The sequence below is a fragment of the Mycobacterium sp. E2497 genome, assembly GCF_001668695.1.
Lineage (GTDB): Bacteria > Actinomycetota > Actinomycetes > Mycobacteriales > Mycobacteriaceae > Mycobacterium.
This window is the reverse complement of sequence record NZ_LZKD01000231.1, coordinates 35,254-58,609: the sequence shown is the minus strand read 5'-3', so window position 1 is coordinate 58,609 and position 23,356 is coordinate 35,254. Positions and strand designations below refer to the sequence as shown.

The 23,356-nt window shown below is 67.8% G+C and carries 22 protein-coding genes, 1 tRNA gene and 1 pseudogene; 13 read left to right on the top strand and 11 right to left on the bottom strand.

The genetic code is table 11. The features are described 5' to 3' along the window. The first annotated feature begins 9 nt into the window (after nucleotides 1-9). A complete protein-coding gene (locus tag A5713_RS21605) occupies nucleotides 10-501 on the top strand; it encodes a carbonic anhydrase (RefSeq protein ID WP_067927964.1) in 492 nt (163 codons plus the stop codon). A 47-nt stretch (nucleotides 502-548) separates the two neighbouring features. Here the strand turns inward: A5713_RS21605 and A5713_RS21600 are convergent. Further along, nucleotides 549-796: pseudogene (locus A5713_RS21600) on the bottom strand (PaaI family thioesterase); the annotation flags it as partial. Between the two features lie 183 nt (nucleotides 797-979). On the opposite strand from A5713_RS21600, the gene cysD reads away from it, so the two are divergent. From cysD to A5713_RS21585, 3 genes are read left to right on the top strand one after another with little or no spacing between them, the layout of a single operon-like run. Further along, complete coding sequence (gene cysD / locus A5713_RS21595; RefSeq protein WP_067927909.1) at nucleotides 980-1,909, top strand: sulfate adenylyltransferase subunit CysD; 930 nt, start codon at nucleotides 980-982, stop codon at nucleotides 1,907-1,909. Then, on the top strand, nucleotides 1,909-3,759 hold the full coding sequence (cysC, locus tag A5713_RS21590) for an adenylyl-sulfate kinase (protein ID WP_068098310.1): 1,851 nt from the start codon (nucleotides 1,909-1,911) through the stop codon (nucleotides 3,757-3,759). The genes cysD and cysC overlap by 1 nt, the downstream gene beginning before the upstream one ends. Before the next feature lie 49 nt (nucleotides 3,760-3,808). After that, nucleotides 3,809-4,294 carry an RrF2 family transcriptional regulator gene (locus A5713_RS21585; protein ID WP_067927913.1) on the top strand — a complete coding sequence of 162 codons (486 nt, stop codon included), beginning with the start codon at nucleotides 3,809-3,811 and terminating at the stop codon, nucleotides 4,292-4,294. A 3-nt stretch (nucleotides 4,295-4,297) separates the two neighbouring features. Here A5713_RS21585 and A5713_RS21580 read toward each other — a convergent pair whose 3' ends face one another. Both A5713_RS21580 and A5713_RS21575 read right to left on the bottom strand, forming a co-directional pair. Then, nucleotides 4,298-4,693, bottom strand: coding sequence for a VOC family protein (locus A5713_RS21580; protein WP_067927915.1), 396 nt, complete (start codon nucleotides 4,691-4,693; stop codon nucleotides 4,298-4,300). A gap of 7 nt (nucleotides 4,694-4,700) precedes the next feature. Further along, nucleotides 4,701-5,114, bottom strand: coding sequence for a VOC family protein (locus A5713_RS21575; RefSeq protein WP_067927967.1), 414 nt, complete (start codon nucleotides 5,112-5,114; stop codon nucleotides 4,701-4,703). A gap of 70 nt (nucleotides 5,115-5,184) precedes the next feature. Here A5713_RS21575 and A5713_RS21570 point away from each other — a divergent pair, with 70 nt between their 5' ends. Beyond that, a complete protein-coding gene (locus tag A5713_RS21570; protein ID WP_068098309.1) occupies nucleotides 5,185-6,063 on the top strand; it encodes an LLM class flavin-dependent oxidoreductase in 879 nt (292 codons plus the stop codon). Between the two features lie 3 nt (nucleotides 6,064-6,066). Here A5713_RS21570 and A5713_RS21565 read toward each other — a convergent pair whose 3' ends face one another. Next, on the bottom strand, nucleotides 6,067-7,785 hold the full coding sequence (locus tag A5713_RS21565) for an NAD-binding protein (RefSeq protein WP_068098318.1): 1,719 nt from the start codon (nucleotides 7,783-7,785) through the stop codon (nucleotides 6,067-6,069). 165 nt (nucleotides 7,786-7,950) lie between these two features. Here A5713_RS21565 and A5713_RS28475 point away from each other — a divergent pair, with 165 nt between their 5' ends. Together A5713_RS28475 and A5713_RS21555 are read left to right on the top strand one after the other, a co-directional pair. Beyond that, nucleotides 7,951-9,246: a tetratricopeptide repeat protein gene (locus tag A5713_RS28475; RefSeq protein ID WP_068098308.1), complete on the top strand. Its 1,296-nt coding sequence runs from the start codon at nucleotides 7,951-7,953 to the stop codon at nucleotides 9,244-9,246. Between the two features lie 87 nt (nucleotides 9,247-9,333). Beyond that, nucleotides 9,334-9,819: an NUDIX hydrolase gene (locus A5713_RS21555; protein WP_231980581.1), complete on the top strand. Its 486-nt coding sequence runs from the start codon at nucleotides 9,334-9,336 to the stop codon at nucleotides 9,817-9,819. Between the two features lie 31 nt (nucleotides 9,820-9,850). On the opposite strand, the gene A5713_RS21550 is transcribed toward A5713_RS21555, so the two are convergent. Continuing rightward, a complete protein-coding gene (locus A5713_RS21550; protein ID WP_068098307.1) occupies nucleotides 9,851-10,543 on the bottom strand; it encodes a glycoside hydrolase in 693 nt (230 codons plus the stop codon). A 107-nt stretch (nucleotides 10,544-10,650) separates the two neighbouring features. On the opposite strand from A5713_RS21550, the gene A5713_RS21545 reads away from it, so the two are divergent. Together A5713_RS21545 and A5713_RS29765 are read left to right on the top strand one after the other, a co-directional pair. Continuing rightward, on the top strand, nucleotides 10,651-11,160 hold the full coding sequence (locus A5713_RS21545; RefSeq protein WP_068098306.1) for a nitroreductase family deazaflavin-dependent oxidoreductase: 510 nt from the start codon (nucleotides 10,651-10,653) through the stop codon (nucleotides 11,158-11,160). A 125-nt stretch (nucleotides 11,161-11,285) separates the two neighbouring features. Beyond that, the gene (locus tag A5713_RS29765; RefSeq protein WP_156751973.1) at nucleotides 11,286-12,269 is read left to right on the top strand and encodes a hypothetical protein; all 984 of its coding nucleotides are present in this window, start codon (nucleotides 11,286-11,288) and stop codon (nucleotides 12,267-12,269) included. 21 nt (nucleotides 12,270-12,290) lie between these two features. Here A5713_RS29765 and A5713_RS21535 read toward each other — a convergent pair whose 3' ends face one another. The 4 genes from A5713_RS21535 to A5713_RS21520 all read right to left on the bottom strand — a co-directional run bounded on the left by A5713_RS21535 (nucleotide 12,291) and on the right by A5713_RS21520 (nucleotide 15,665). Further along, nucleotides 12,291-13,064 (bottom strand): S9 family peptidase, encoded by a 774-nt coding sequence (locus A5713_RS21535; RefSeq protein WP_067927934.1) that lies wholly within the window; start codon nucleotides 13,062-13,064, stop codon nucleotides 12,291-12,293. Between the two features lie 70 nt (nucleotides 13,065-13,134). Further along, a complete protein-coding gene (locus tag A5713_RS21530; RefSeq protein ID WP_068098304.1) occupies nucleotides 13,135-14,202 on the bottom strand; it encodes a zinc-binding dehydrogenase in 1,068 nt (355 codons plus the stop codon). Then, on the bottom strand, nucleotides 14,199-14,909 hold the full coding sequence (locus A5713_RS21525) for a phosphonatase-like hydrolase (protein WP_068098303.1): 711 nt from the start codon (nucleotides 14,907-14,909) through the stop codon (nucleotides 14,199-14,201). The genes A5713_RS21530 and A5713_RS21525 overlap by 4 nt, the downstream gene beginning before the upstream one ends. Before the next feature lie 12 nt (nucleotides 14,910-14,921). Continuing rightward, complete coding sequence (locus tag A5713_RS21520; RefSeq protein WP_082973083.1) at nucleotides 14,922-15,665, bottom strand: GntR family transcriptional regulator; 744 nt, start codon at nucleotides 15,663-15,665, stop codon at nucleotides 14,922-14,924. A 174-nt stretch (nucleotides 15,666-15,839) separates the two neighbouring features. On the opposite strand from A5713_RS21520, the gene A5713_RS21515 reads away from it, so the two are divergent. Then, nucleotides 15,840-17,273: an MFS transporter gene (locus A5713_RS21515; RefSeq protein ID WP_068098301.1), complete on the top strand. Its 1,434-nt coding sequence runs from the start codon at nucleotides 15,840-15,842 to the stop codon at nucleotides 17,271-17,273. A gap of 107 nt (nucleotides 17,274-17,380) precedes the next feature. Here the strand turns inward: A5713_RS21515 and A5713_RS21510 are convergent, their stop codons facing one another. After that, nucleotides 17,381-18,160: an alpha/beta fold hydrolase gene (locus tag A5713_RS21510; RefSeq protein WP_068098300.1), complete on the bottom strand. Its 780-nt coding sequence runs from the start codon at nucleotides 18,158-18,160 to the stop codon at nucleotides 17,381-17,383. Between the two features lie 90 nt (nucleotides 18,161-18,250). Between A5713_RS21510 and A5713_RS21505 the strand changes: the two genes are divergently transcribed. Next, entirely contained in the window at nucleotides 18,251-20,020 is a 1,770-nt protein-coding gene (locus A5713_RS21505) for a GNAT family N-acetyltransferase (protein WP_068098299.1), read from the top strand. Between the two features lie 75 nt (nucleotides 20,021-20,095). Here the strand turns inward: A5713_RS21505 and A5713_RS21500 are convergent. Next, a tRNA-Arg gene (locus tag A5713_RS21500) sits at nucleotides 20,096-20,171 on the bottom strand. A gap of 114 nt (nucleotides 20,172-20,285) precedes the next feature. Between A5713_RS21500 and argS the strand changes: the two genes are divergently transcribed. Next, nucleotides 20,286-21,938, top strand: coding sequence for an arginine--tRNA ligase (argS, locus tag A5713_RS21495; RefSeq protein WP_068098298.1), 1,653 nt, complete (start codon nucleotides 20,286-20,288; stop codon nucleotides 21,936-21,938). Beyond that, a complete protein-coding gene (lysA, locus tag A5713_RS21490; protein ID WP_068098297.1) occupies nucleotides 21,935-23,353 on the top strand; it encodes a diaminopimelate decarboxylase in 1,419 nt (472 codons plus the stop codon). The genes argS and lysA overlap by 4 nt, the downstream gene beginning before the upstream one ends. Nucleotides 23,354-23,356 lie beyond the last annotated feature (3 nt).

Here is a 23,356-nt window from a genome sequence, read left to right as displayed (position 1 = left end):
GAGGCTTGCGTGACGGTTACCGACGACTTCCTGGCCAACAACGCCCACTATGCGAGCAGCTTCCACGGCCCGCTGCCGATGCCGCCGGCCAAACACGTCGCGGTCGTCGCCTGCATGGACGCCCGGCTCGACGTGTACCGCGCCCTCGGTCTCAATGAGGGCGAGGCCCACGTCATCCGCAACGCCGGCGGGGTGATCACCGACGACGTGATCCGGTCGCTGGCCATCAGTCAGCGGTTGCTTGGGACCCGGGAGATCATCCTGATCCACCACACCGATTGCGGAATGCTGACCTTCACCGACGACGACTTCAAGCGCGCCATTCAAGAGGAGACCGGCGTCAAGCCGCCGTGGGCACCCGAAGCCTTCCCCGACGTGGCCGAGGACGTCCGGCAGTCGCTGCGGCGCATCGAGAACAGCCCGTTCGTGACCAAGCACGAGTCCGTGCGCGGATTCGTCTTCGACGTCGCGACGGGGAAGCTCGAGGAAGTCAAGGTCTAGCTGTAGTCGGCCCACCTTGTAGGTCGCGAGGGCCTTCGCGACGAGCTTGCCCTGCGCGCCGCACCATGCCGCCGCCATGACGTGACATCGGCGAGTATGGCGATCGCGCCCCCGTGGACCATGTCACCGATCGTGACGTTGGAGGTGTCCCACGGCAGCCGCAACCTCACCTCTGGTCGTCGAGCCGGTCGGCGACGATGCCCAGCATGGCGACGAACGGTGATTCGAGGAGGAACTGCGCGATGACGTCGCGGCCGCTCGATGATGGGCCCTGGGGTGCAGAGTCGGAGGTCATCCGTTCATGCTTTCGCACCGGGCATCGGCCGGAAAAGGGTCGCCGCCCGTCTTGACCCGATCAGTCGGATCACCGTCGTCCGCGCTATGAGCGGCCCCACTTGACAACCCGTCGCCAGTGCTGGTGCTATGATGGCAAAGCTGCTAAACTTGACCGACTCTACCAGGTTTACCCGAGGAAGCTATGCCCAGCGATCTGAAGGCGGCCCCCGCCGCCGGCCAGTACGAGTTGAGCCATCTGCGCTCACTGGAGGCCGAAGCGATCCACATCATCCGGGAGGTGGCCGCCGAGTTCGAGCGGCCGGTGTTGTTGTTCTCCGGCGGCAAGGACTCCATCGTCATGCTGCACCTGGCACTGCGGGCGTTTAAGCCCGGGAGGTTGCCGTTCCCCGTGATGCACGTCGACACCGGCCACAACTTCGACGAGGTGATCGCCACCCGCGACGAGCTGGTCGCCGAGCACGGGGTCCGCCTGGTCGTCGCGTCGGTCCAGGAGGACATCGACGCCGGCCGCGTAGTCGAGCCCAAGCAGGGACGCAACCCGATCCAGACCGTGACGCTGCTGCGCGCCATCCGGGAGAACAAGTTCGACGCGGCGTTCGGCGGAGCGCGCCGCGACGAGGAGAAGGCGCGCGCCAAGGAACGCGTGTTCAGCTTCCGTGACGAGTTCGGCCAGTGGGACCCGAAGGCGCAGCGGCCCGAGCTGTGGAACCTCTACAACGGCCGGCACCACAAGGGCGAGCACATCCGGGCCTTCCCGCTGTCCAACTGGACCGAGTTCGACATCTGGTCCTACATCGGTGCCGAGAACATCGCGCTGCCCTCGATCTATTACGCACACCGGCGCAAGGTGTTTCGCCGCGACGGCATGCTGCTGGCCGTCGACCGGCACATGCAACCGCGCGACGACGAGCCGGTGTTCGAAACGACGGTCCGTTTCCGCACCGTCGGCGACGTCACCTGCACCGGATGCGTGGAATCGGAAGCCTCGACGGTGGAGGAGGTCATCGCCGAGACCGCGGTGTCCCGGCTGACCGAACGCGGCGCCACCAGGGCAGACGACCGAATCTCGGAAGCCGGCATGGAAGACCGCAAACGGCAGGGGTACTTCTGATGGCCACACCCACCACGCTGCTTCGCCTCGCCACCGCGGGTTCCGTCGACGACGGCAAGTCCACCCTGATCGGGCGCCTGCTCTACGACTCCAAGGCCGTCATGGAGGACCAGTGGGCCGCGGTGGAACAGACCTCCAAGGATCGTGGTCACGACTACACCGACCTGGCGCTGGTGACCGACGGCTTGCGCGCCGAACGTGAGCAGGGCATCACGATCGACGTCGCCTACCGCTATTTCGCCACTCCCAAGCGGAAATTCATCATCGCCGACACCCCGGGCCACATCCAGTACACCCGCAACATGGTGACCGGCGCGTCGACCGCCCAACTGGTGATCGTGCTCGTCGATGCCCGCCACGGCCTGCTGGAGCAGTCCCGCCGGCACGCCTTCCTGGCCTCGTTGCTGGGTATCCAGCACATCGTGCTCGCCGTGAACAAGATGGACCTGATCGGCTGGGACAGAGACAAATTCGAGGCGATCCGGGACGAATTCCACGCGTTCGCCGCGCGCCTGGACGTGCACGACGTGGCCACCATCCCGCTATCGGCGTTGCACGGCGACAACGTGGTGACCAAGTCGGACCAGACGCCCTGGTACGAGGGCCCGGCGCTGCTGTCGCACCTGGAGGAGGTCTACATCGCCGGCGACCGCAACCTGGTCGACGTGCGATTCCCGGTCCAGTACGTCATCCGGCCGCACACCCGCGAACACCAGGACCACCGCAGCTATGCCGGCACCGTGGCCAGCGGGGTCATGCGTGCCGGTGACGAGGTCGTCGTCCTGCCGATCGGCAAGACCACCCGGATCACCGCGATCGACGGGCCGAACGGTCCTGTCGAAGAAGCCTTTCCGCCGATGGCCGTGTCGATCAGCCTTGCCGACGAGATCGACATCTCGCGCGGTGACCTCATCGCCCGCAGCAACAACCAGCCCCGGATCGCCCAGGATTTCGACGCGACCGTGTGCTGGATGGCCGACGACGCGACGCTGGAGCCCGGCCGCGAATACGTCATCAAGCACACCACCCGCACCACGCGCGCGCGGGTGACCGGGCTGGACTACCGGCTGGACGTGAACACCCTGCACCGCGACAAGACTGCAAACGCGTTGCAGCTCAACGAACTTGGTCGAATTTCGCTGCGCACTCAGGTGCCCTTGCTGCTCGACGAGTACACCCGCAACGCCAGCACGGGCTCGTTCATCCTGATCGACCCGCACACCAACGGCACCGTCGCCGCGGGCATGGTGCTGCGTGACGTCTCGGTGCAGACGGCGAGCCCGAACACGGTGCGGCACAAGTCATCGGCCGTCGCCGAAGCCCGCCCGCGGGGCAGGACCATATGGTTCACCGGTCTGTCCGGATCCGGCAAGTCGTCGGTGGCGATGCTGGTCGAGCAGATGCTGCTCGAAAAGGGCATCCCCGCTTACGTTCTCGACGGTGACAACCTGCGGCACGGCTTGAACGCCGACCTGGGCTTCAGCATGGCCGACCGCGCGGAGAACCTGCGCCGGCTGGCGCATGTGGCGGCTCTGCTCGCCGACTGCGGCAACGTCGTGCTGGTGCCGGCCATCAGCCCGCTGACCGAGCAGCGCGAGATGGCTCGTAATGTGCACGCCGCCGCGGGGTTCGACTTCATCGAGGTGTTCTGCGACACCCCCATCGAAGAATGCGAGCAGCGTGATCCCAAGGGGCTCTATGCCAAGGCCCGCGCGGGCGAGATCGCACACTTCACCGGCATCGACAGCCCGTATCAGCCGCCGGCCAACCCCGACCTGCGGCTGACGCCGGACCGCACCGTCGAGGAGCAGGCACGCAGCATCGTCGATCTGCTCGAATCACGCGGATAGCGCGCCCGGCTACGCCGGATTTCGCACATCGGGTGGCACAATCCTGAGAGTGCGCATGTCGGCGAAGGCGGAGTACGCGGTGCGGGCCATGGTCCAGCTCGCCACGGTCCCCCACGGGACGTTGGTGAAAACCGACGACTTGGCCCAGGCGCAGGGCATACCGCCGCAGTTTCTCGTCGACATCCTGACCAACCTGCGCACCGACCGCCTGGTGAGAAGCCATCGGGGCCGCGAGGGCGGTTACGAACTGGCCCGGCCCGGCAACGAGATCAGCATCGCCGACGTGTTGCGCTGCATCGACGGGCCACTGGCCAGCGTGCGCGACATCGGTCTGGGCGACTTGCCCTACTCGGGCCCCACCGCGGCGCTCACCGACGTCTGGCGGGCGCTGCGCGCCAGCATGCGCTCGGTGCTGGAGGAAACCACGCTGTCCGACGTCGCCGCTAACGCCCTGCCCAGACACGTGGCGCAGTTCGCCGAGGACTACCGAACGCAGGAGAGCGTGCGGCACGGCACACCGCGTGGGGGCGAATAACCACTACCGCTGGCCCCCCGACCCGTAGGGGCGGGTCAGGATCTCCATGGCATGCCCCGACGGGTCCAGGAAGTACACCCCGCGCCCGCCGTCCCTATGGTTGATCTCGCCGGGCCGGTTGGCGCCCGGGTCGGCCCAGTGCTGCAGTCCGCGCGAGGAGATCTTGCCGTAGATCGTGTCGAACTCCTCTTCGGACACCAGGAAGGCGTAGTGCTGCCGCGGAATCTCCGTCCCGCCGGGGGCGTCCGAATAGTCCAGGCTGGCGCCGTGCTCGAGCTGGACAACCATGAAGTGGCCGAACGGCTTTGGGTCTGGCAGTCCGAACAACTCGGTGAGGAATTCCGCGGACTCGCGCTTGTCGCGGGAGGCGACGATCGTGTGGTTGAAACTGATGGCCATGCTCCTCCTATTTCGGTGCGGTGAGTTCGAGGGCGATGTTGTCGGGGTCGCGGAACTGCAGGATGTAGGACGGCCCGATGTCCTTCACAGGTTCGTGGGAGACACCCAGATCATCGAGATGGGCTGCGGCGGAATCCAATTCGTCCTTGCTGGCGACCCGGAACGCGATGTGGTCGAGCCCGGTGCGGTCTTCGTCGAAGCGGTCGGTGGCAACGGGCCGCAGTCCGAGCAGCGTGCCGCCGAGGTCGTAGATGACGCCACCGAACAGGAAGCTCAATTGGCTGCGGGTGGCCTCGTCGGCGTTGTCGGGCACCTCCAGCAGCACCGGCCAACCGAAAACGCTCTCATAGAACTGACGGGACCGCTCGATATCGGTGACGGTGAGGCGGACGTGCGCGATGGAACTGCTGGTGAAACCCATCTGCTCCATGCTGCCACTTGCCCGCCCGGATGTTGACTGTCATGCCAGAATCGCCGTCGTGCGGATTGCGATGACGCTGCCGGTGATGGAGCCGGACTTGGATGCGGAAGTGTTGGAGAGCTGGGCGCGCGGGATCGACGCCGGCCCGTTCTCATCGCTGTGCTGGGGTGAGCGCATCGCATTCGACAACCCGGACAACCTCACCCTGCTGGGAGCGCTGGCCGCCTGGACGCGTCGGGTGCGGCTCCTGACGACCGTGATCGTCCCGCAGCTGCACGACCCCGTGATGCTGGCCAAGGCCCTGGCGACCGGCGACATGCTCTGTGGTGGGCGGCTGAGCGTGGGCATCGGCGTGGGCGGCAGGCACGAGGACTACCACGCCGTCGGCGCCGACCCGGCGACGCAGACCATTCGCGACATGGCCGAGCGCGTGGCCGTGATGAAGCGGGTGTGGGCCGGCGAAAAGCTCACCGACTCGGTCCTGCCGGTCGGGCCCGCGCCGGTGCAGCCCGGCGGTCCGCCGCTGTTGGTGGGCAGCATCGGCCCGAAGACCATCCGCAGCGCCGCGTCCTGGGCCGTCGGGCTCGCCGGGACCACCCTGGACCTGGATGCCGCCAAGCAGAACGAGCTGTTCGACGTCGCGCGCGACGCGTGGGCGCGGGCGGGCAAGGGCAAACCGCACCTGGTGACGTCGTTCTGGTTCGCGTTCGGCTCACCCGAGCAGGCTCGCGCCCAGGTGCATCGTCATCTGCGGCGGTACATGAACTGGATACCGGGGGAGTACGTCGACGCGATGGCGCCGACGACCGGCTGGGCCGGCACCGAGGACGAGCTGCTGGCGGTGCTGCGCAAGTTCGAGGCCATCGGCGCCGACGAGGTGCAGCTCATCCCGACCAGCTCGGACGTCGACCAGCTCAGCCGCGCGGCGGACGTGGCGGCCCGGCTCTAGGGGTTAGGCCGACGCGCGCTGGTCGTTGCCCGCCGCCGGCTGCTGGGGCGGCTGACCCTTGCGCAGCGTCGCCAGCAGCTCGCGGTACGGGCCGACGAGGTAGACGGTGTCGCCGCCCCGCAGCCAGGCGTCACGGCGCGGGTGGAGCTCGACGGGCGCGTCCTGGCGGGTGATCGCAATGACGCGCGTCTGCGTCGACAGTTCGAACATCTTCAGCCCGTCGAGCTCGCTGCCGGGCGCCACGTGCATCCCGCCGATCATGAACGAGCGCTGCCCGACGGAGAAGGTGCCCAGCACCTGCAGGCCCATCGCGGCGCCGATGAACCATGGCGCGGCCAGTTCGACGGTGGACCGGACGTTTTCGAAGCCGAACCGCTGCGCCACCGCGGCCCCCAGCGCACGGTCATAGACCCGGAGCACCAGGGGAACGTCGGGCCGGACGACTTCGGGCTTCACCCGGGGCCCGAGCATCTCGCGCAGCACGATCCCGGTCTCGATGTTGACCATGTCGTCCTGCGTCAGCACCGCCACCGCGCGGGCGTGGTCGACGCGCGCCGCCTCCAGCGTCTGGCGCAGCGTCGCGTCGCCGAAGATCACCGGCACGTCGAGGTCGGCCGCCGTCGACAGAAACCGGTTGTTCTCGTCCCGCTCGATCACCGCGACGTCGTACCCGGCCGACCTCAAGTCGGCGATCACGCGGCTGCCGAACGAACCCAGCCCGACGACGATCACGTGATTGCGCAGGTGGCGCGCCCGGCGGCGGCCGACCGAATGGGCGAAACGCCGCGATAGCAGCAGGTCGGCGATGAAGGCGACGAGAAGCGCGGTGGTCGTCACCCCGGCGAACATCAGCATGATGCTGAACAGCCGCAGCCAGGTGGGCTGCTGCAGGAAGCTGAAGTCGCCGTAACCCACCGTCGCGATCGTCTCCGTGCTGAAATACAACGCGTCGAGCCACGTCATCTTCGGATGCGGCTGGTAGCTGAACCGCAGCACCACCGTCGACCCGATCAGCAGGCACGCCGCCGCCAGCAACGCCCTCGCGAACATCGGGTTGACGTCGTCACGCAGGGCGCGCGCGCCGTCGAGCGCCCTGCGCAGCCGGGTCAGGCGATATCGCGTCACCGTGGGCCGCGGAACCCTGATGCCGCGGGCGGCCAGTTCGTCGGCGGTGCCGATCATCGCGGTCCAGTCGCCGGCGTGGATCGGCAGGTCGCGGCCCGGACAGGACACGACCTCTCCCGGGGTGGCGCAGTTCTCGCCGTGGATCACCGCCACCGGCGCCAGGTCGCCGTAGATCTCGCGCAGCGTCGCGCTGTACGGCGCCTCGGCGCCGGAGACGACGAACTCGATGCCCGCCGCCTCGAACGGGTGCACGGTGTGCGCCAGACACGCCTCGACTACCGAGGGTGCCGCCAGGTCGGCGACGTCCAGGATCGCCCCGGGGCGCTTGTCCGCGGCCATCGCCGTGCGCAGCACGTCATTGGCCAGCCGCGCCACCACCCGGACGCCCGGGTTGGCCTTGCGTGCCAGCAGCGCGATTTCCAGGTTGGTCGCGTCGTCGTCCCCGACGCAGATCACGGCGAGAGCGCGGGTGACCCCGACGGTTTCGAGCTCACCGGCGGTGCGGACCTTGACGATGTGCATGCCGGCGGTGTTGAGCTCCTCGACGATCGTGGTGGCCAGCGCGTCGTCACCGCTGACGATGATGTGGCCGCGCATGGTCACCCCCGCTCCCGGGCGTCCGGCATAACCCCCACCTCTGCTGACGTTGGCGTTTTGTTCCTATGACTATCGGGCACCGTGCCGATTCATGCCAGCGCGACACCGGAGGCGGGGAAGGCGAGGTGAATTGCCACGGCGCCGCGCGCGAGATTCGATAACGATATGACGCAGCCGGAACTGCCCGGGCCGCTTGCCGCCTTGACCCGGCTCATCTCGGAGCGCATCGCCGCGGCCGACTTCGCCGGGGCTTTGCCGCTGATGAACGAGCTGGTCGCGCTGTGCCGGCCGATCCTGGGGGAGCGCCATCCCAACGTGTTGGACATGGAGCTCGCGCTGGTGCACCTGCAGCTGCAGATGGGAGACCAGGCAGGGGCCTATGCCGCTCTCGAGCAGCTGGTACCCGAACTCGAGGAGGTGCTCGGGCGCAACCACATCACCACGTTGACGGCGCGTCACATGTTCGCCGACCGGCCGCAGCCCGAGGGGCGCGCCGCCCTGGCCGAATGGTCGCAGCTGCTGGCCGACGAAGAAGGCGTGCTGGGCGCCGAGCACCCGACCGTGCTGACGTCCAGGGACCGGGTGGCGCACCAGCTCAAGGAGCTCGGTGACTACCCGGGGGCCATCGCCGAGGGTGAGCGCGTCCTTGCCGCACGGCGCTTGGTGCTCGGTGAGCACCACGAGGACACGCTGGGGATGCGGTTGTCACTGGCGCAATGGCACGGCGAATCGGTGGACGCCGCCGGCGCCATGGCCCAACTCGAGTCGCTGGTCGAGGTGATGCGAGAGAAGCTGGGGCACGACCACCGCCACACGCTGATCGCGCGGCACACGATCGCGCTGTGGGAGTCCGAACCCCAGGACTACCGGGACAAGGTCGCCACCTGGCAAGCCCTGGCCGACGACGAAGCCCGGGTCTTCGGTGACGACAGCCCCCTTACCGTCGCCGCCCAAGAGGAACTGGCGAAGTGGCGGGACCGTGTCGAGGACCTCCGCTGGGTGGCCGAGATGCGCGACCGGGTCGAAGAATCCACCAAGCGCCGCTTCATGGCCAAACGACAAGCGACACAACGGTTTTCGAATGGCGAATACCTGCGGTGCTGGCTTGCCGAGCGGGGTGCCCAATTCCCGGTGTGGGCAAGCCATTACGGCGGCGATGCCGTCTGGGACTTCTCCCCGGCGTCCCTCGACGCGCTGGAAGACCTGGTCGTTCAGAAGGCTCCGACACCCGAACAGCTCCTGGACGAGGAACGCAATGCGCCGTTCCTCGACGGCGCGGTGTGGTATCTCGGCGAGGTGCTGCGCCGCGGACGATCTCTGCCCTGGGAATACACCCGCGGCGAATCCGCGGATCCCACCGTCGGACACGTCGACGTCTTCGGGGCTCTCACCAGCGTGTTGCATTCCGTCGACCGCGGCGCACTGCGCCGGACGTACGACCGCTTCACGGCCGCCCCGTAACGGGACGCGTCGTGGGCCGGCAGTGATACTGGGCGGGTGCACTTCATCGAATGCGTCGCGTCCCGCGAGGTCTACCGGAGCCAATGGATGGTGCTCCGCGAAGACGACATCCGTCGCCCGGACGGCAGCCCCGGCATTTACGGTGTGGTGGACAAACCCGACTATGCGCTCGTGATGCCGTTCGACGGGGACCGCTTCCGGCTGGTCGAGCAGTTTCGGTACCCGCTCGGGGCGCGACGCTGGGAATTCCCGCAAGGAACCGCACCCGGTTTGGCGGACACGGACCCCTCCGAGCTGGCCGCGCGTGAGTTGCGCGAAGAAACGGGATTGAGTGCGACGTCGTTCGAAGTCCTCGGCCAGCTCGACGTCGCACCGGGCATGACGAGCCAGCGCGGGTGGGTGTTCCTGGCCACCGGAATCGTCGAGGGCGAGCCGGACCTCGAGCACGAGGAACAGGACCTGCGCAGTGCCTGGTTCGACCGCGAGGACGTCGAGCAGATGATCCGTTCCGGAGTGATCGCCGACGCACAGTCCGTCGCCGCCTACAGCCTGTTCCTGCTGCGACGGCCATGACGCAATGCGGGGACCCGCCGCGTCCCGCGTGTCACTGGTTGGGCGCGGGCGTCATCGAGGCGATGTAATAGACCTCGTGCCCGGTGGGGTAGCCGCCGCCGTTGGTGGCGATGTGAACGTGGTCGTAGTGGTTGAGCGTTTCCGACCCGAGGTCGGCGGTCCAGCTTCCCCCTCCGACGCCCGGATAGATCTTCTGCCGCCAGATCACGTGGTTGATTCCCCAGCGCTTCGCGTTCGCCAAGGCGTACCCGGCGATCTGGTTGCCCAGCTCGATGCCCTCGGGGGTGTTGTGGTTCGGGATCATCACGTCGATCGCCAACCCGTTGGGGTGCCACGGCAAGGGGTCTTCGCGGTACCCGTAGATCGTCTTGATCTGCGGAAACAGCACGCTGATGGCTCGCTCCGCCCAGATCGTCTTGACCTGGAGCCGGTCCTCCGAGGCCAGGCCGCGGGGCAACGCGACCTGGAACTGCTGGGCGGCGGCGGGCGCGTTCGCGGCCAGCATCTCGACTTCCGCGGGAGTGGCGGTGTGCGGGTTGTCGATGAGTGGCGCGGCGGCGTTGGTAGGTGCGGCGGATGCGGTCGTGGGGGCCGCCGCCAGCGCGTTCGGCGCGCAGCATCGCGGCTTCGTGTCTTGGGCGTAGATCATGCCGGCCGCAAGTGCGAGCGAGCCCAGGATCGCCAGCCAGCGCCCACGGCCGTTGGCTAACACGTTCTTGCCCACGACCAGCAGCTTAGTGTCGTGGGCGACGCCTGTGGCGGGATTGGCGTTGGTTTTTCGGCTCGCGTGAACAGGCCCTACGCGGCCCAGGCTCGGGTCACAATGACACCATGCCCGGCCAGTCCTTCGACGATGCCAACACATTCCACCGGATGATGCGGCGCTTCGCGTCGACACCCGTGGGTGTCGCGCTGCTGCGTCCCACCGCGCACCACCTCGACCGGCTCATCACCCGGGTCAGCGGGGGCAGGACCAGCTTCGCCGGGCTGGCGACCGGCATCCCCGTGGTCATGCTCACCACCACCGGCGCGAGATCCGGTGAGCCGCGCACCGTCGCCGTGTACGGAATCCCGCACCCGGACGGCCTGGCCCTCATCGCGTCCAACTTCGGTGGCACCAAGCACCCCTCCTGGTACCACAACCTCAAGGCCCACCCCGAAGCGACGGTGGCCATCGGCCGGGATAGCTGGCACGCGAACGCGCGGCTCGCCGCGCCCGGCGAGCGCGACGAGATCTGGGCGAAAGGCCTTGAGCTGTATCCGGGCTGGCGCAAGTACGAAGCGCGGGCCGGTACGCGCCACATCGAGGCGTTTGTCCTGGCACGACAGCGGGGCGGCTGACCCGGGACCCCACCGATAAGCTGGCGACCGACTCAAATCTGCTCGAGGCGAGTCCCATACAACGGTCACCCTCGATTGAAGGACTTCCATGAGCTCGCTGCGCTGCGTGGGATGCGGTGCGGACGGTGGGTAACCCTCGGCTGCACGTCGCGTTCGTATGCAGTTTCAACCGCGCTCGATCGGTGATGGCCGCGGCGCTGTTCGCCGAGCAGCTGCGGGAGCGTGGTCTGGAAGATGTGGTGCGGGTCTCCAGTGCGGGCACGCTCGCGTGGGTGGGCGACACCGCCGATGAGCAAGCGTGCTCGGTGCTGTCCGCGAGTGGTTATCCCGCCCCGGCGGGCCATCGGGCCGCGCTGGTCGGCCCCGAGCATCTCGCCGCCGATCTGGTGGTGGCGTTGGGCCGCGAACACGTGGAGGTGTTGCGGGAGCGTGGCGTCGACGATGCCCGGCTCAGGTGCGTGGACGTCCGGAACCCGGTCTTTGGCGCCGACTTCGAGCACGCCCTGGCAGCGATCGAGGCCGCGATGCCCGGGCTGCACGAATGGCTGGACGACCGGCTGATCGCACCCGGTTTCGGCCGCCTGGAAACCGCCGTCGGCTTTCGCTTTTGGACGGGAATGGCCGGGGATGTGCTGAGATCCCCCTATTACGGCGAAATGGCCTGGCCGACGAAATGGTCCGCCGCCGAATGCCGCTACAACCCGGCGCACGTGCCGCCGGCGCCGGAGTGCGAGTGCGGGTGGTACGCCGATATCGAGGTTGCGGATGTGATCGCGCGGGCGCGCGGGTTCCCGAGGGTGGCGCAGCTGGCCTCGCGAGCGGCGCCGCAACTGAAGGTCACGGATGCGCCGTGGTCGTATCTGGTTGTCGGCAAGGTTGTCCTGCATGACGTGCTGCCGTTCCGGCCGCCGCCGACGATGAAGATCAGCCCCCGTGCCGAGTACCGGGCGCGCGTGGGCGGCATCGTCGAGCTGGGACTCCTCGACACCGACGGAGGGCCGGAGGCCATGGCGTTCGGCCAGGAGTTGTCGGACAGGTACGAGGTCGAAGTCCTGGACATCAGCGATCGCGGGGAGCTTGGCGAATGTGCCCCCGGCGTCGGCGGGTGAGCATCGCATCGGCTGGTGTGCCTACTTGACGTAGCTGTTGTCACCCAGGTACGCGTCGGCCCAGGCGCCGATGATCCGCCCCGCCCGGTGCGCCTGGCCACGAGCGGTGAGAAAGTGATCGGACCCCTCCAGCGAGACGAAGCTGCGGGGATGACGGGCCAAGCGGAAGATCTCGCTCGCGTTCTCGATGCCGACCGTGTTGTCGGTGGGCGAGTGCAGGATCAGCAGCGGCAGGCGCAAATCCCTGATCTTGTCGCGCAGGTGGGCCCGGCGAACATCCTCGACGAATGCCCGCTTGAGCGTCAGCGTGCGTCCACCGACCATCCATTCGGCGCTGCCCTCGGTCAGACAGCGGTCGACGACTGCGTCGTAATGCTTTTCGACGTGGCTCGGGTCGACCGGTGCGGCGACCGTCACCACCGACCGCACTCCGGGCGATTGCCGAGCCGCGGCGAGCACCGCCGCGCCGCCCCACGAGTGCCCGATCAGGATGTCGGCCGGGGTTCCGCGGCTTGTCATGAATTCGCACGCCTTGGCGATGTCGTGGACCTTGACGGTGAACGACCCGTCGCCCCAGTCGCCCTCGGATCCGCCGAGGCCGAGCGCGTCGAAGCGCAGCATGCCGATGCCGTCGGCGGCCAGTTGCTTGCAGATCCTCGCCGCGGCGGGCGAGTCCTTGCCGAGCGTGAAGCCGTGCGCGAACACGCCCCAGCCGCGCACCGCTCCCTCGGGCACCTCGATGACGCCGGCCAGTTGCGCGCCCGTGGAGCCCTGGAAAGTGATGCGTTCGCCCATGCCGATGATCTAACCTGCCTCGGACGATGCTCGAAAGGCCGAGGCATTCGTTCTCGTCCGGAGTTAAGGCCTAGGGCGCGACCGAATATCGCGGCGAGGGGCCGGGGCAGCCGACGAGCAGGCTCGCGACGTCCGCGAGCGGCCGGGGCTGGGCAACCAGTTCCACCCACGGAAACCGGTCGTGGGTTGCGAGCAGAAAGCTCAGCGCCGCACTGAGGTGCCGCGGCTCGTAATTGTGCACGCCGAAGATCGACAGCTGCCGGCGAACGACTTGCTCGGGGTCGAGCGCGATGGCGCCGTTGGGCGCGACGGAACCGGCGAGGGCAGCGACGCCCTGGCCGTCCAACGCGGTTAATCCGGCCTGCAAGGCCGCCGATGAGCCGGAGAACTCCAACAAGACGTCGCAGCTTCCCACGTCGTGTGCCGATGGCGCCTCGTCGGTTGCGCCGAATTGCCTTGCCAGCTGCCTTCTTTCGGTGCTGGGATCGATCGCCGTGACCGCCGATGCGCCGGCCGAGACCGCAGCCGCGACAGCGCTGAGTCCGAGCATGCCGACCCCTACGACGCTAACCCGCTTGCCGGCCAGCGGCCCCGCGCGGTCGATCACCGCCATGACCGTCGCCGTCGCGCAGGCGGCGGGAGCGGCGGCGGCGTCACTGAGGTCGTCGTCGACGACCGCGATCGCCAAGTTGCTTGGCAGAAAGACATATTCGGCGTAGGAGCCGGACAACGCCCAGTCCGAGTCGAGCGCCTCGTGCCCGGCCTTGCGGACTGTGCGGCATTTGGCGGTGACCCCGGCGCGGCAGCGGTCACAGGTTCGGCAGGGCAGCGTGATCGACCAGATGACGCGTTGCCCGGGGTGTAGGTCATGGCCGTCGACGTCGCGCCTGCCTGCTTGTCCGACGGCAACGATCTCACCGACGGCCTCGTGGCCAAGGATCGACGGGCACGGTTGCACGCGACGGCCGCTGACGGTGTGCCGGTCGCTGCCGCACACGGTGGCCAGGCGCACCCGGACGAGCACGTCGGCCGGGCCCAGTGGCGGCACCGCCACGCGCTCGACGGTGATCCGGTCACCGCCGCGCCATACTGCCGCGGCGGTGGTGTCGATCCGCCGGTCGAGGGTTGCGCTGGTCATGGAGCGCTCATCGCCACCGGGAGCACGCCGAGCAGGCCGGGCAGGTCGGCCACCGACGGCAGCAGGTGGGTGTGCCGGTGGGCGCCGAGTTCGTCGGCGTCGCTGGCTCCCGAAAGGACGCCCACCACCATCGCGGCACCGGAGTTGGTCCCGGCTTCGAGGTCGCGGGGAGTGTCTCCGGCGACCAGGACGCGCGCCACATCGGTCACGCCCAGCCGTTCCATGGCCCGAAAGATCATGTAGGGCGCGGGGCGTCCGGCGGCCACATCGCTGCCGCAGACGACGGTATCCGCCACCGCGTCGTCCATCCATCCCAGCGCCGACAGCAGCGATTCGACGATGACGCGGTCGAATCCCGTTGTCAGCGCGACCTTTACACCACGGTCGCGCAACGTGGACAGAGCGCCGACGACCCCCGGCAGCGGGTACGGCGGGTGATCGGCGTAGGCGGCGCTGAGCCGGGCATGGAAATCGGTGACCACCACTTCCAGCTCCCCCGCGCTCGGGGGCGTGCCGGAGCGGGAGGTGAGCAGTTCGCGCAGCGCTTCGTGCTTCGAGGCACCGTGCCAGCGGGCGATTTCGGCCTCCGACGGCGATGCCCCGTGCGCTCTCGCGGTCTCAGCGAGCACGCGGTAGACCTGCTGACCGTCGTCGATCGTGGTGCCCGCCATGTCCAGGACCACGACCTCGGGCGGGAGGATCGTCATGAGCTCGGCTCCTTAGGGATTGGCGTTGCGCGTCAGGGCGCAGCGCGCGTCCAGCGTGTTTTCGAGGGTGAAACTGACGAGTCCCGGCAGGTATCGGTCGTCGTGGTATTCGAGGATTTCGCCGTACGGGCTTCGCGTCGTTCGCTGCTGACGCAGCAACGGAACTCCCTCGGGCACACCGAGGTGCTGCGCGTCCAGCGCGTCGGCGGCCACCGCGTCGATCACATGGGATGCCCGGGCGAACTGCACGCCCTGCGAAAGTAGATACGCCCACAGGGATCCCGAATCGCAGTCGAAGTCGAACAGGCGCCGACCGACGTGCTCGACGAATACGGCGCGCTCGAGCATCGCGGGCTCGTCGTCGAGGTAGCGCAGCCGCAACACCTCGACGACCGGCGCATCGACGTCGACGTGTAGCACCGAGGCGGCGTGCTGGTCGGCCCGCCGCAGCGCCAACTCCAGGGTCCGCTGCCCGGGCGTACGGCCGATCGAGTGCGCCCACGCCGAATACGACAGCAGCGTGTCGAAGGGCTGCCCGGTCGCGGCGGAACACACGACCGGCGGTTTGCCGCGCCCGCCGGCGATGACGCCCTCGGCGCGCAGGGTGGCCAGCGCTTGGCGCACCGGTCCGCGCGACGCGTTCCACTGTTCGCACAGCCGAGACTCCGAGGGCAGCGGCGCGCCCACGACCAGTTCACCGAGGCGGATCTGTTCCCTCAGGCTGTCGGCAATGACCTCGTGCAGTGCGGTTGCCACGACTTGACTATACATGTGTGGCGAGGGCTCCGGCCCGGGCTTTGCTTACGAATCAGCCTGTTGGTTAAGGGAATCTGAACATCTGCTGCCCAGAACATTCCGGTGTTGACAGCTGCTGAACCTCTATCGGAGGGTTCTTGTAATGACAAGTCGGCGCTTGGAATCGGAGCCTCAATGACTGACGTGGCCAGCAGCGAGAGCGTCGGGAAGTCCATCGACGACGCCCCACTCGGCGTCTTCCACTTCAAGGCAGCGGCGACGGCCGGGGCGGGATTCTTCACCGACTCCTATGACCTCAACGTCATCGGCTCGGTGACGCTGCTGGCCGCACCGCAGTTCCACCTCGGCAGCGGTCAGGTCTCGATGCTGACCAGCTCGACGCTTCTCGCGGTCGCGGTGGGCGCGATGGTGTTCGGCCGGCTCGGCGACCGCTTCGGCCGCCGGCGCGTGTACGGGCTCGAAGCCGTGCTGATGATCATCGGGGCCCTGGTGTCGGCGTTCGCCCCGAACTTCACGGTGTTGCTGGTCGGCCGGCTGATCCTCGGGGTGGGCATCGGCGGCGACTACCCGGCCAGCGGCGTCATCATGACCGAGTACGCCAACGCGCGAAACCGTGGCCAACTCGTCGGCATGACGTTCCTGTTCTATGTGTTCGGCCAGGTCTGCGCCTACCTGGTGAGCCTGCTGGTCCTCGCGGTCGGTGTCGACAACGACCTGGCCTGGCGACTGATCCTCGGGCTGGGTGTACTGCCGTCGATGCTGGTTCTCTACCAGCGTCGCCACATGCCGGAGTCGCCCCGTTGGACGGCCGAGCATGGCGACGAGCGTCGGGCGCGCCAGGACTTCGAGAAGTTCGCCGGAGCGGGCAATCAAACGTTCAGTGCGGCAACGGTTTCTAAGGTTCCGGTCGGTGGGCTGCGGTTGGCGTTGACGAACCGCAAGGTGCTCATCACCCTGCTGGGCACCGCCGGAAGCTGGTTCTTCTTCAACGTCGCGGTGTACGGCAACTCTGTGAGTCAGCCGCTGCTGATCAAGACCATCAGCCCGCACGGCTCCACGCTGTCCAACATCGCGCTGAACGCCGTGCTCGTCGTGTGCTTCAGCCTGGTCGGCGCCATCGCCGGGCTCTTCGTCCTCGACCGATGGCCGCGGCGTCGACTCCAAATCGCCGGCTTCGGGTTGTGTGCGTTGGCCATGCTGCTGATCACCGTGGTGCCCACCCTGAGCAGCGCCGTCCTGCCCTTCGGGATCGTGTTCGGTCTCTCGTTGTTCGGCATCGCGTTCGGTCCGAACTACACCACCATGCTGCTGGCCGCCGAGTCCTACCCGACCGCCTTCCGCAGTAGCTTGCACGGCCTGTCGTCGGGTGTCGCCAAGGTCGGCGCATTCGGGGGAGCGCTTGTGGTGCCGCTCATCCTGTCTGCGGAGGGGTTGCGGGCGGTGACGCTGCTGGCGTTCGGCTGCTACATCGCGGCGATCGCGACGACACTCCTGCTGCCGGAACCCCGCGGCCGCGCGCTCGACGAGGTCAGCGAAGACCTGAAACTCACGACTGTTGCGGCAGCCCCCGCGCGTCAACGCGCCGGAAGACTCGTTCAAGCGCAGTAACAAGCCACGCGAAGGTTGTCCATAACCGCACGTCAGCGCGGCGGCACCTACACCATGCAAGACGTCGACGAGGCCCAGGCACGAGCCGACGTGGCTCCGCGTACAAGTCAGCCTCTGCGGGCGACGTCTTGGCTCAGGATCCGGGGCCAGGTCTCGACATCGGCCGGGCTGTGCGCCACGGTGAGCGTCGACCGCGGCATCAGTGCGGCAAGCGATTCCGCTGTCGACATCGGATGCGCCGGGTCGCCGACCCAGGCCAGAATCGTCGTCGGCACATCGATTCGTGCGACCGCTTCGCGAGCGGGCAGGTCGCTGAGAGCCGCGCCTCGAAACAGTGACGGCAGCAGCGCGTCGGCCACATCGGGAACTGTTTCGGGCGCGCCGACCGTGGCTGGCGGCGGAGTCGCCCCACGCGCCGACGCGATGAATGCCCCGACTCCCTCGGTTTCGATCAATTCGGCCGCAACCCGGTAGATCGCCGCCTGCGCGGGCCGGGTTTCCCACGCGGTAGCCGGCACCATGAGCGTGAGGCCGGCGAAGCGGTCCGGCTCGCGGGCAGCCGCGTGCAGCAGCGTGCCGGTACCCATGGACGGGCCGACTCCGTGTACTCGTTCGCCGGGAAACCATTTGTCGAGCAGCTGCAGAAGATCCTCGGCAAGGCTTTCCCATCGGTAATCCTCCGGGACCTTGCGCCCAGTCGACTTGCCATGGCCGCGTGCGTCGTACCGCAGCAGTCGGGTCCCGCTGAGGCCCCTGCCGAGGTCGAGATTGAGCACCCGGTCACGCGCGCGGCTGGAGGTAAGCCCGTGCAGTTGAACTACCGGATGACCACCTTCGTCGCTCAGTTCAACCGCAAGCTCTGCTCCAGGAACCACGAAAGTGGACATCACGCAACTCTTCTCACGACCGGACGGCTCGCCCCGGAGCCGACCCCGCAGACCGAGCATTCAGGCTAACCGGGGCGTTAGGGTACCGCCATGCGGCTGACCAACGTGGCGCACCTGCGGCTACCCTTTGGACGACTATGGGGCTATGACGTGTCGGTGTCTGACCTCGGCCGGCATCAGCTCCCGGTGTCGTTCGACCAGCGCATACACGTCGGTGCGGGCGCACGACCCGGCTCCTGGATGGCGCTGTCCATTCGGTTGCCGGCGGGGGTCAGCCGCCAATCGTTGGCCGATGCGTGGCTGGCTGTGATCGCCCGCCACGGCACCCTTCGAACGGCTTTCACACTCGGGGCGGACGGCGATCCGCAGCTGAATGAGATCGATATTCGCCCAGGCAAGTGGGTAGAGCATGAGATCACTCCGGGCCAGGCGGTCAACGACGCACTGCGAGTAGTTCTCAATGCGACGTGCTCGCCCTATCAGCGGCCCTCACATCGATTGTGTGTGCTGGAGACTGCCGCCGGATTGACGGTGGTGATCGCTGCCGACCACGCCCATGTGGACATGTGGTCGATGCTGGTGATTGCCCGGGACCTGTTGTCGATACTCGCCGACGCGCGGATCGGACGTACGTCGTCGCTGCAGCCGCCGCCGGCATTTGTCGTGCACACCCAAGCACTGTTGGACCGTCCCGCGGCACCGGAACGCGTGCGCGCGCGATGGGCACAAATCATCAGCGACAGCGGTGGGGTGATGCCACGGTTTCCGCTGCCGTTGGGTGAGTCCGGGCCGCATCCGGAACGCGTTGAAGTGCGTGACGTGTTCGATGTCGATGACGGCGCCGCGTTCGTCGCGCAGGCACGCGACGACGGTGTCTCGACGCTGGCACTCGCTGTGGTCGCCATGACTGCGGTGACCCGCGAGTTGGCCGGGGCGCCGCTGCGCGCGGTCTTCCCCGTGCACAGCCGATTTGAAGACAAATGGCACGACTCGGTGGGCTGGTTCATCACCAATTCGGTCCTGGAGTCAGCGGTTGCCGAGCCGCACGCCGCGGCCGTCGCCGTCAAAGAAGCTGTGCAGCTTGGTTCCTGGCCACTGGCCGACGTACTGGCTCCGTGGGGTGGAATGCCCGTCGCGCCCGGCATGTTCGCGATTTCCTGGCTGGACCAAAGCAGACTTCCGGTGCGCATCGACTCGGTCGGACTCGACGCCCAGTATGTGAGCGCGAGCGTTGACACCGACGGCGTCATGCTCTGGTTCATCCAGGACGAGTCCGGGCTACATCTGCGATGCCGCTACCCGGATACCGCGGAGGCCCGAACCAATGTGGGGGCGTGGCTGGACCTGTTGGTGGCGCGCCTACAGGCACTGGCGCAGTCGTCGGTTCGAGGACTGCTGCGGGTAGCGGGCCGCACATATCGTGTGCAGCGCGCGACGCGCGAACACGTGGGGGTGATCGCCCAGCTGCTCTCCGACGACGAATTCGGTCAGGATCGCGAAGCCGCCGAACTCGAACGCTACGAGGCGGCCTACGACATCGTCGTTCGCGACCGATCCAACTATCTCGGAGTCGTCCTGAACGGTTCCGATATGGTCGTCGCGACTGTGCAATTGACGATCATTCCCGGCCTTTCCCGCGGCGGCGCCACCCGGCTGCAGATCGAGGGATTACGGGTCGCCAAAGCCGAACGCGCACAGGGTCTTGGTACTGCACTCGTCGAGTGGGCACACAACTACGGCCGAGCACACGGGGCACAGCTGGCGCAGGTGACCACAGACGAGGCTCGCGAAAGGGCTCGGGCGTTCTATCGCCGGCTCGGGTACCACGCCGCCCACGTCGGGCTGAAATGCACCATCTGAGTCCGGTTTATCCGCGGTGAACGTTTCATTAGCCGAACTGACTAACGGAAAATACCGCCTGACCTGCGCGAATACTGGTGCCCCCGGCAGGATTCGAACCTGCGGCCTTCTGCTCCGGAGGCAGACGCTCTATCCCCTGAGCTACGGGGGCGCATGGAGACCATGATGCGCCAGTGGGCCCAGACAGACTAACGCATCGCGGTGACCGCTCGACCACCGCAACGGATTCGGGGCGCGGGCACCTCAGCCAATAGGATGGACGCTCGTGACCCCAGCTGACCTCGCTGAGCTGCTCAGGAACACCGCCTCCGCGGTGTTGGCCGAGCGCGGGCTGGACGCTGCCGCCTTGCCGGCGACGGTCACCGTGGAGCGGCCCCGCAATCCCGAGCACGGCGACTACGCCAGCAACCTGGCGCTTCAGCTGGGCAAGAAGGTCGGCGCCAACCCCCGTGAACTGGCCGGCTGGCTGGCAGAGGCGCTGGCACAGGCCGACGGCGTCGCCTCGGCGGAAGTGGCCGGGCCCGGATTCATCAACCTGCGCCTCGAGGCGTCGGCGCAGGCGGTGATCATCAACAACGTCATCGACGCCGGTGATGAGTTCGGTCACTCCGACGCGCTGGGCGGCCACAAGATCAACCTGGAATTCGTCTCGGCCAACCCCACCGGGCCCATCCACATCGGCGGCACCCGCTGGGCCGCCGTCGGCGACGCGTTGGGCCGGCTGTTGAGCACCCAGGGCGCCGACGTCGAGCGCGAGTACTACTTCAACGACCACGGCGCCCAGATCGACCGCTTCGCCAACTCGCTGATCGCCGCCGCCAAGGGCGAACCGACGCCCGAGGACGGCTATGCGGGCGCCTACATCAACGACATCGCCGCGCAGGTGCTGGCCAAGGCGCCCGACGCGCTGAGCCTGCCCGAAGCCGAGATGCACGAGACGTTCCGCGAAATCGGTGTCGACCTGATGTTCACCCACATCAAGGAGTCGCTGCACGAGTTCGGCACCGACTTCGACGTCTACACCCACGAAGACTCGATGCACACCAGCGGCCGCGTCGATCAGGCCATCGCCCGGCTGCGCGAGACCGGCAACATCTACGAGAAGGATGGCGCAACCTGGTTGCGCACCAGTTCTTTTGGGGACGACAAGGACCGCGTCGTGATCAAGAGCGACGGTAAGCCGGCCTACATCGCGGGCGACATCGCCTACTACCTGGACAAGCGGCAGCGCGGCTTCGACCTGTGCATCTACATGCTCGGCGCCGACCACCACGGATACATCGCCCGGCTCAAGGCCGTGGCCGCCGCATTCGGTGACGACCCGGCTCACGTCGAGGTGCTGATCGGGCAGATGGTCAACCTGGTGCGCGACGGCGCGCCGGTCCGGATGAGCAAGCGGGCGGGAACGGTGATCACGCTCGACGACCTGGTGGAGGCGATCGGCGTCGACGCGGCGCGCTACAGCCTGATCCGCTCCTCGGTCGACACCCCGATCGACATCGACCTGGCGCTGTGGTCGTCGGCGTCGAACGAAAACCCGGTTTACTACGTGCAATACGCGCACGCGCGGCTGTCGGCGCTGGCACGCAACGCCGCGGAACTGGGCCTGGTCCCCGACACGGGGCACCTCGAGCTGCTCAGCCACGACAAGGAGGGAACGCTGCTGCGCAGCATCGGGGAATTCCCCCGCGTGCTGAAAACCGCTGCGTCCCTGCGGGAGCCGCATCGGGTGTGCCGTTACCTGGAAGACCTGGCCGGCGACTACCACCGGTTCTACGATTCGTGCCGGGTGCTGCCCCAGGGGGACGAGCAGCCCACCGACCTGCACGCCGCGCGCCTGGCGCTGTGCGAGGCCACCCGCCAGGTCATCGCCAACGGGCTGACGATCCTCGGTGTCACCGGTCCGGAGCGAATGTGAACGTGCACCCCGCCGGCCCCCGGCACGCCGAAGACGCCCGGCACCCCGATAGCACGCCGCGGCCGCAATCGCCCGACGAGCTGCTGCGGCTTGCGCCGAATGTCTGGCCGCGCAACATCCTTCGCGACGACACCGGGGTGGCCAACCTCGCCGGAATACCGGTCACCCAGCTCACCCAGGAGTACGGGACCCCGCTGTTCGTCGTCGACGAGGACGACTTCCGTTCCCGGTGCCGCGAACTGGCGACGGCCTTCGGCGGCGGGCAGAACGTGTGCTACGCGGCCAAGGCCTTCCTGTGCAGCGAGATCGCCCGGTGGGTCGATGAGGAGGGCCTGTCGCTGGACGTGTCCACCGGCGGCGAGCTCGCCGTCGCGCTGCACGCCGACTTTCCGCCGGAGCGAATCACGTTCCACGGCAACAACAAATCCGTCGCGGAGCTGACCGCGGCGGTCAAAGCCGGTGTCGGGCATATCGTCTTGGACTCGATGACCGAAATCGAGCGCCTCGACACGATCGCGGGGGAGGCCGGCGTCGTCCAGGACGTCTACGTCCGCCTCACCGTCGGGGTCGAAGCGCACACGCACGAGTTCATCTCGACCGCACACGAGGACCAGAAGTTCGGGCTGTCGGTGGCCAGCGGCGCGGCGATGGCCGCGGTGCGCCGGGTGTTCGCCACCGACCACCTGCGGTTGGTGGGGCTGCACAGCCACATCGGCTCGCAGATCTTCGACGTCGACGGCTTCGAGGTAGCCGCACACCGCGTGATCGGGCTGCTGCACCAAATCGTCGACGAATTCGGCATCGACAAGACGGGCCAGGTCTCCACCGTGGATCTCGGTGGCGGGCTGGGCATCTCGTACCTGGGCACGGACGACCCGCCGCCGGTGGCCGAGCTGGCGGCCAAGCTGACGGCGATCGTCGCCAACGAGTCGGCGGCCGTGGGCCTGCCCACTCCGAGGCTGGTGGTCGAGCCGGGGCGTGCCATCGCCGGGCCGGGCACCATCACGCTGTACGAGGTGGGCACCGTCAAGGACGTCGACGTGAGCAGCACGGCCCAGCGCCGGTATGTCAGCGTCGACGGCGGCATGAGCGACAACATCCGCACCGCGCTCTACGACGCCCAATACGACGCCCGGCTGCTGTCGCGGGCCAGCGATGCGCCGGCGACCCTGGCCCGGATCGTCGGAAAGCACTGCGAGAGCGGGGACATCGTGGTGCGCGACGCGTGGGTGCCCGACGACCTGCGCCCCGGTGACCTGCTCGGGGTCGCCGCGACCGGCGCGTACTGCTATTCACTGTCCAGCCGCTACAACATGGTCTGTCGGCCGGCCGTGGTGGCGGTGCGTGCGGGGCGCTCGCGCCTGATTCTGCGCCGCGAGACGGTGGACGACCTACTGAGTCTGGAAGTGAGGTGAACT

Bases quoted from the DNA above. Each gene is read 5' to 3' on its own strand.
- cysD (WP_067927909.1), top strand. From the start codon at position 980: ATGCCCAGCGATCTGAAGGCGGCCCCCGCCGCCGGCCAGTACGAGTTG.
- cysC (WP_068098310.1), top strand. From the start codon at position 1,909: ATGGCCACACCCACCACGCTGCTTCGCCTCGCCACCGCGGGTTCCGTC.
- A5713_RS21580 (WP_067927915.1), bottom strand. From the start codon at position 4,693: ATGGCCATCAGTTTCAACCACACGATCGTCGCCTCCCGCGACAAGCGC.
- A5713_RS21575 (WP_067927967.1), bottom strand. From the start codon at position 5,114: ATGGGTTTCACCAGCAGTTCCATCGCGCACGTCCGCCTCACCGTCACC.
- A5713_RS21570 (WP_068098309.1), top strand. From the start codon at position 5,185: ATGACGCTGCCGGTGATGGAGCCGGACTTGGATGCGGAAGTGTTGGAG.
- A5713_RS21565 (WP_068098318.1), bottom strand. From the start codon at position 7,785: ATGCGCGGCCACATCATCGTCAGCGGTGACGACGCGCTGGCCACCACG.
- A5713_RS28475 (WP_068098308.1), top strand. From the start codon at position 7,951: ATGACGCAGCCGGAACTGCCCGGGCCGCTTGCCGCCTTGACCCGGCTC.
- A5713_RS21555 (WP_231980581.1), top strand. From the start codon at position 9,334: ATGGTGCTCCGCGAAGACGACATCCGTCGCCCGGACGGCAGCCCCGGC.
- A5713_RS21545 (WP_068098306.1), top strand. From the start codon at position 10,651: ATGCCCGGCCAGTCCTTCGACGATGCCAACACATTCCACCGGATGATG.
- A5713_RS21535 (WP_067927934.1), bottom strand. From the start codon at position 13,064: ATGGGCGAACGCATCACTTTCCAGGGCTCCACGGGCGCGCAACTGGCC.
- A5713_RS21530 (WP_068098304.1), bottom strand. From the start codon at position 14,202: ATGACCAGCGCAACCCTCGACCGGCGGATCGACACCACCGCCGCGGCA.
- A5713_RS21525 (WP_068098303.1), bottom strand. From the start codon at position 14,909: ATGACGATCCTCCCGCCCGAGGTCGTGGTCCTGGACATGGCGGGCACC.
- A5713_RS21515 (WP_068098301.1), top strand. From the start codon at position 15,840: ATGACTGACGTGGCCAGCAGCGAGAGCGTCGGGAAGTCCATCGACGAC.
- A5713_RS21510 (WP_068098300.1), bottom strand. From the start codon at position 18,160: ATGTCCACTTTCGTGGTTCCTGGAGCAGAGCTTGCGGTTGAACTGAGC.
- A5713_RS21505 (WP_068098299.1), top strand. From the start codon at position 18,251: ATGCGGCTGACCAACGTGGCGCACCTGCGGCTACCCTTTGGACGACTA.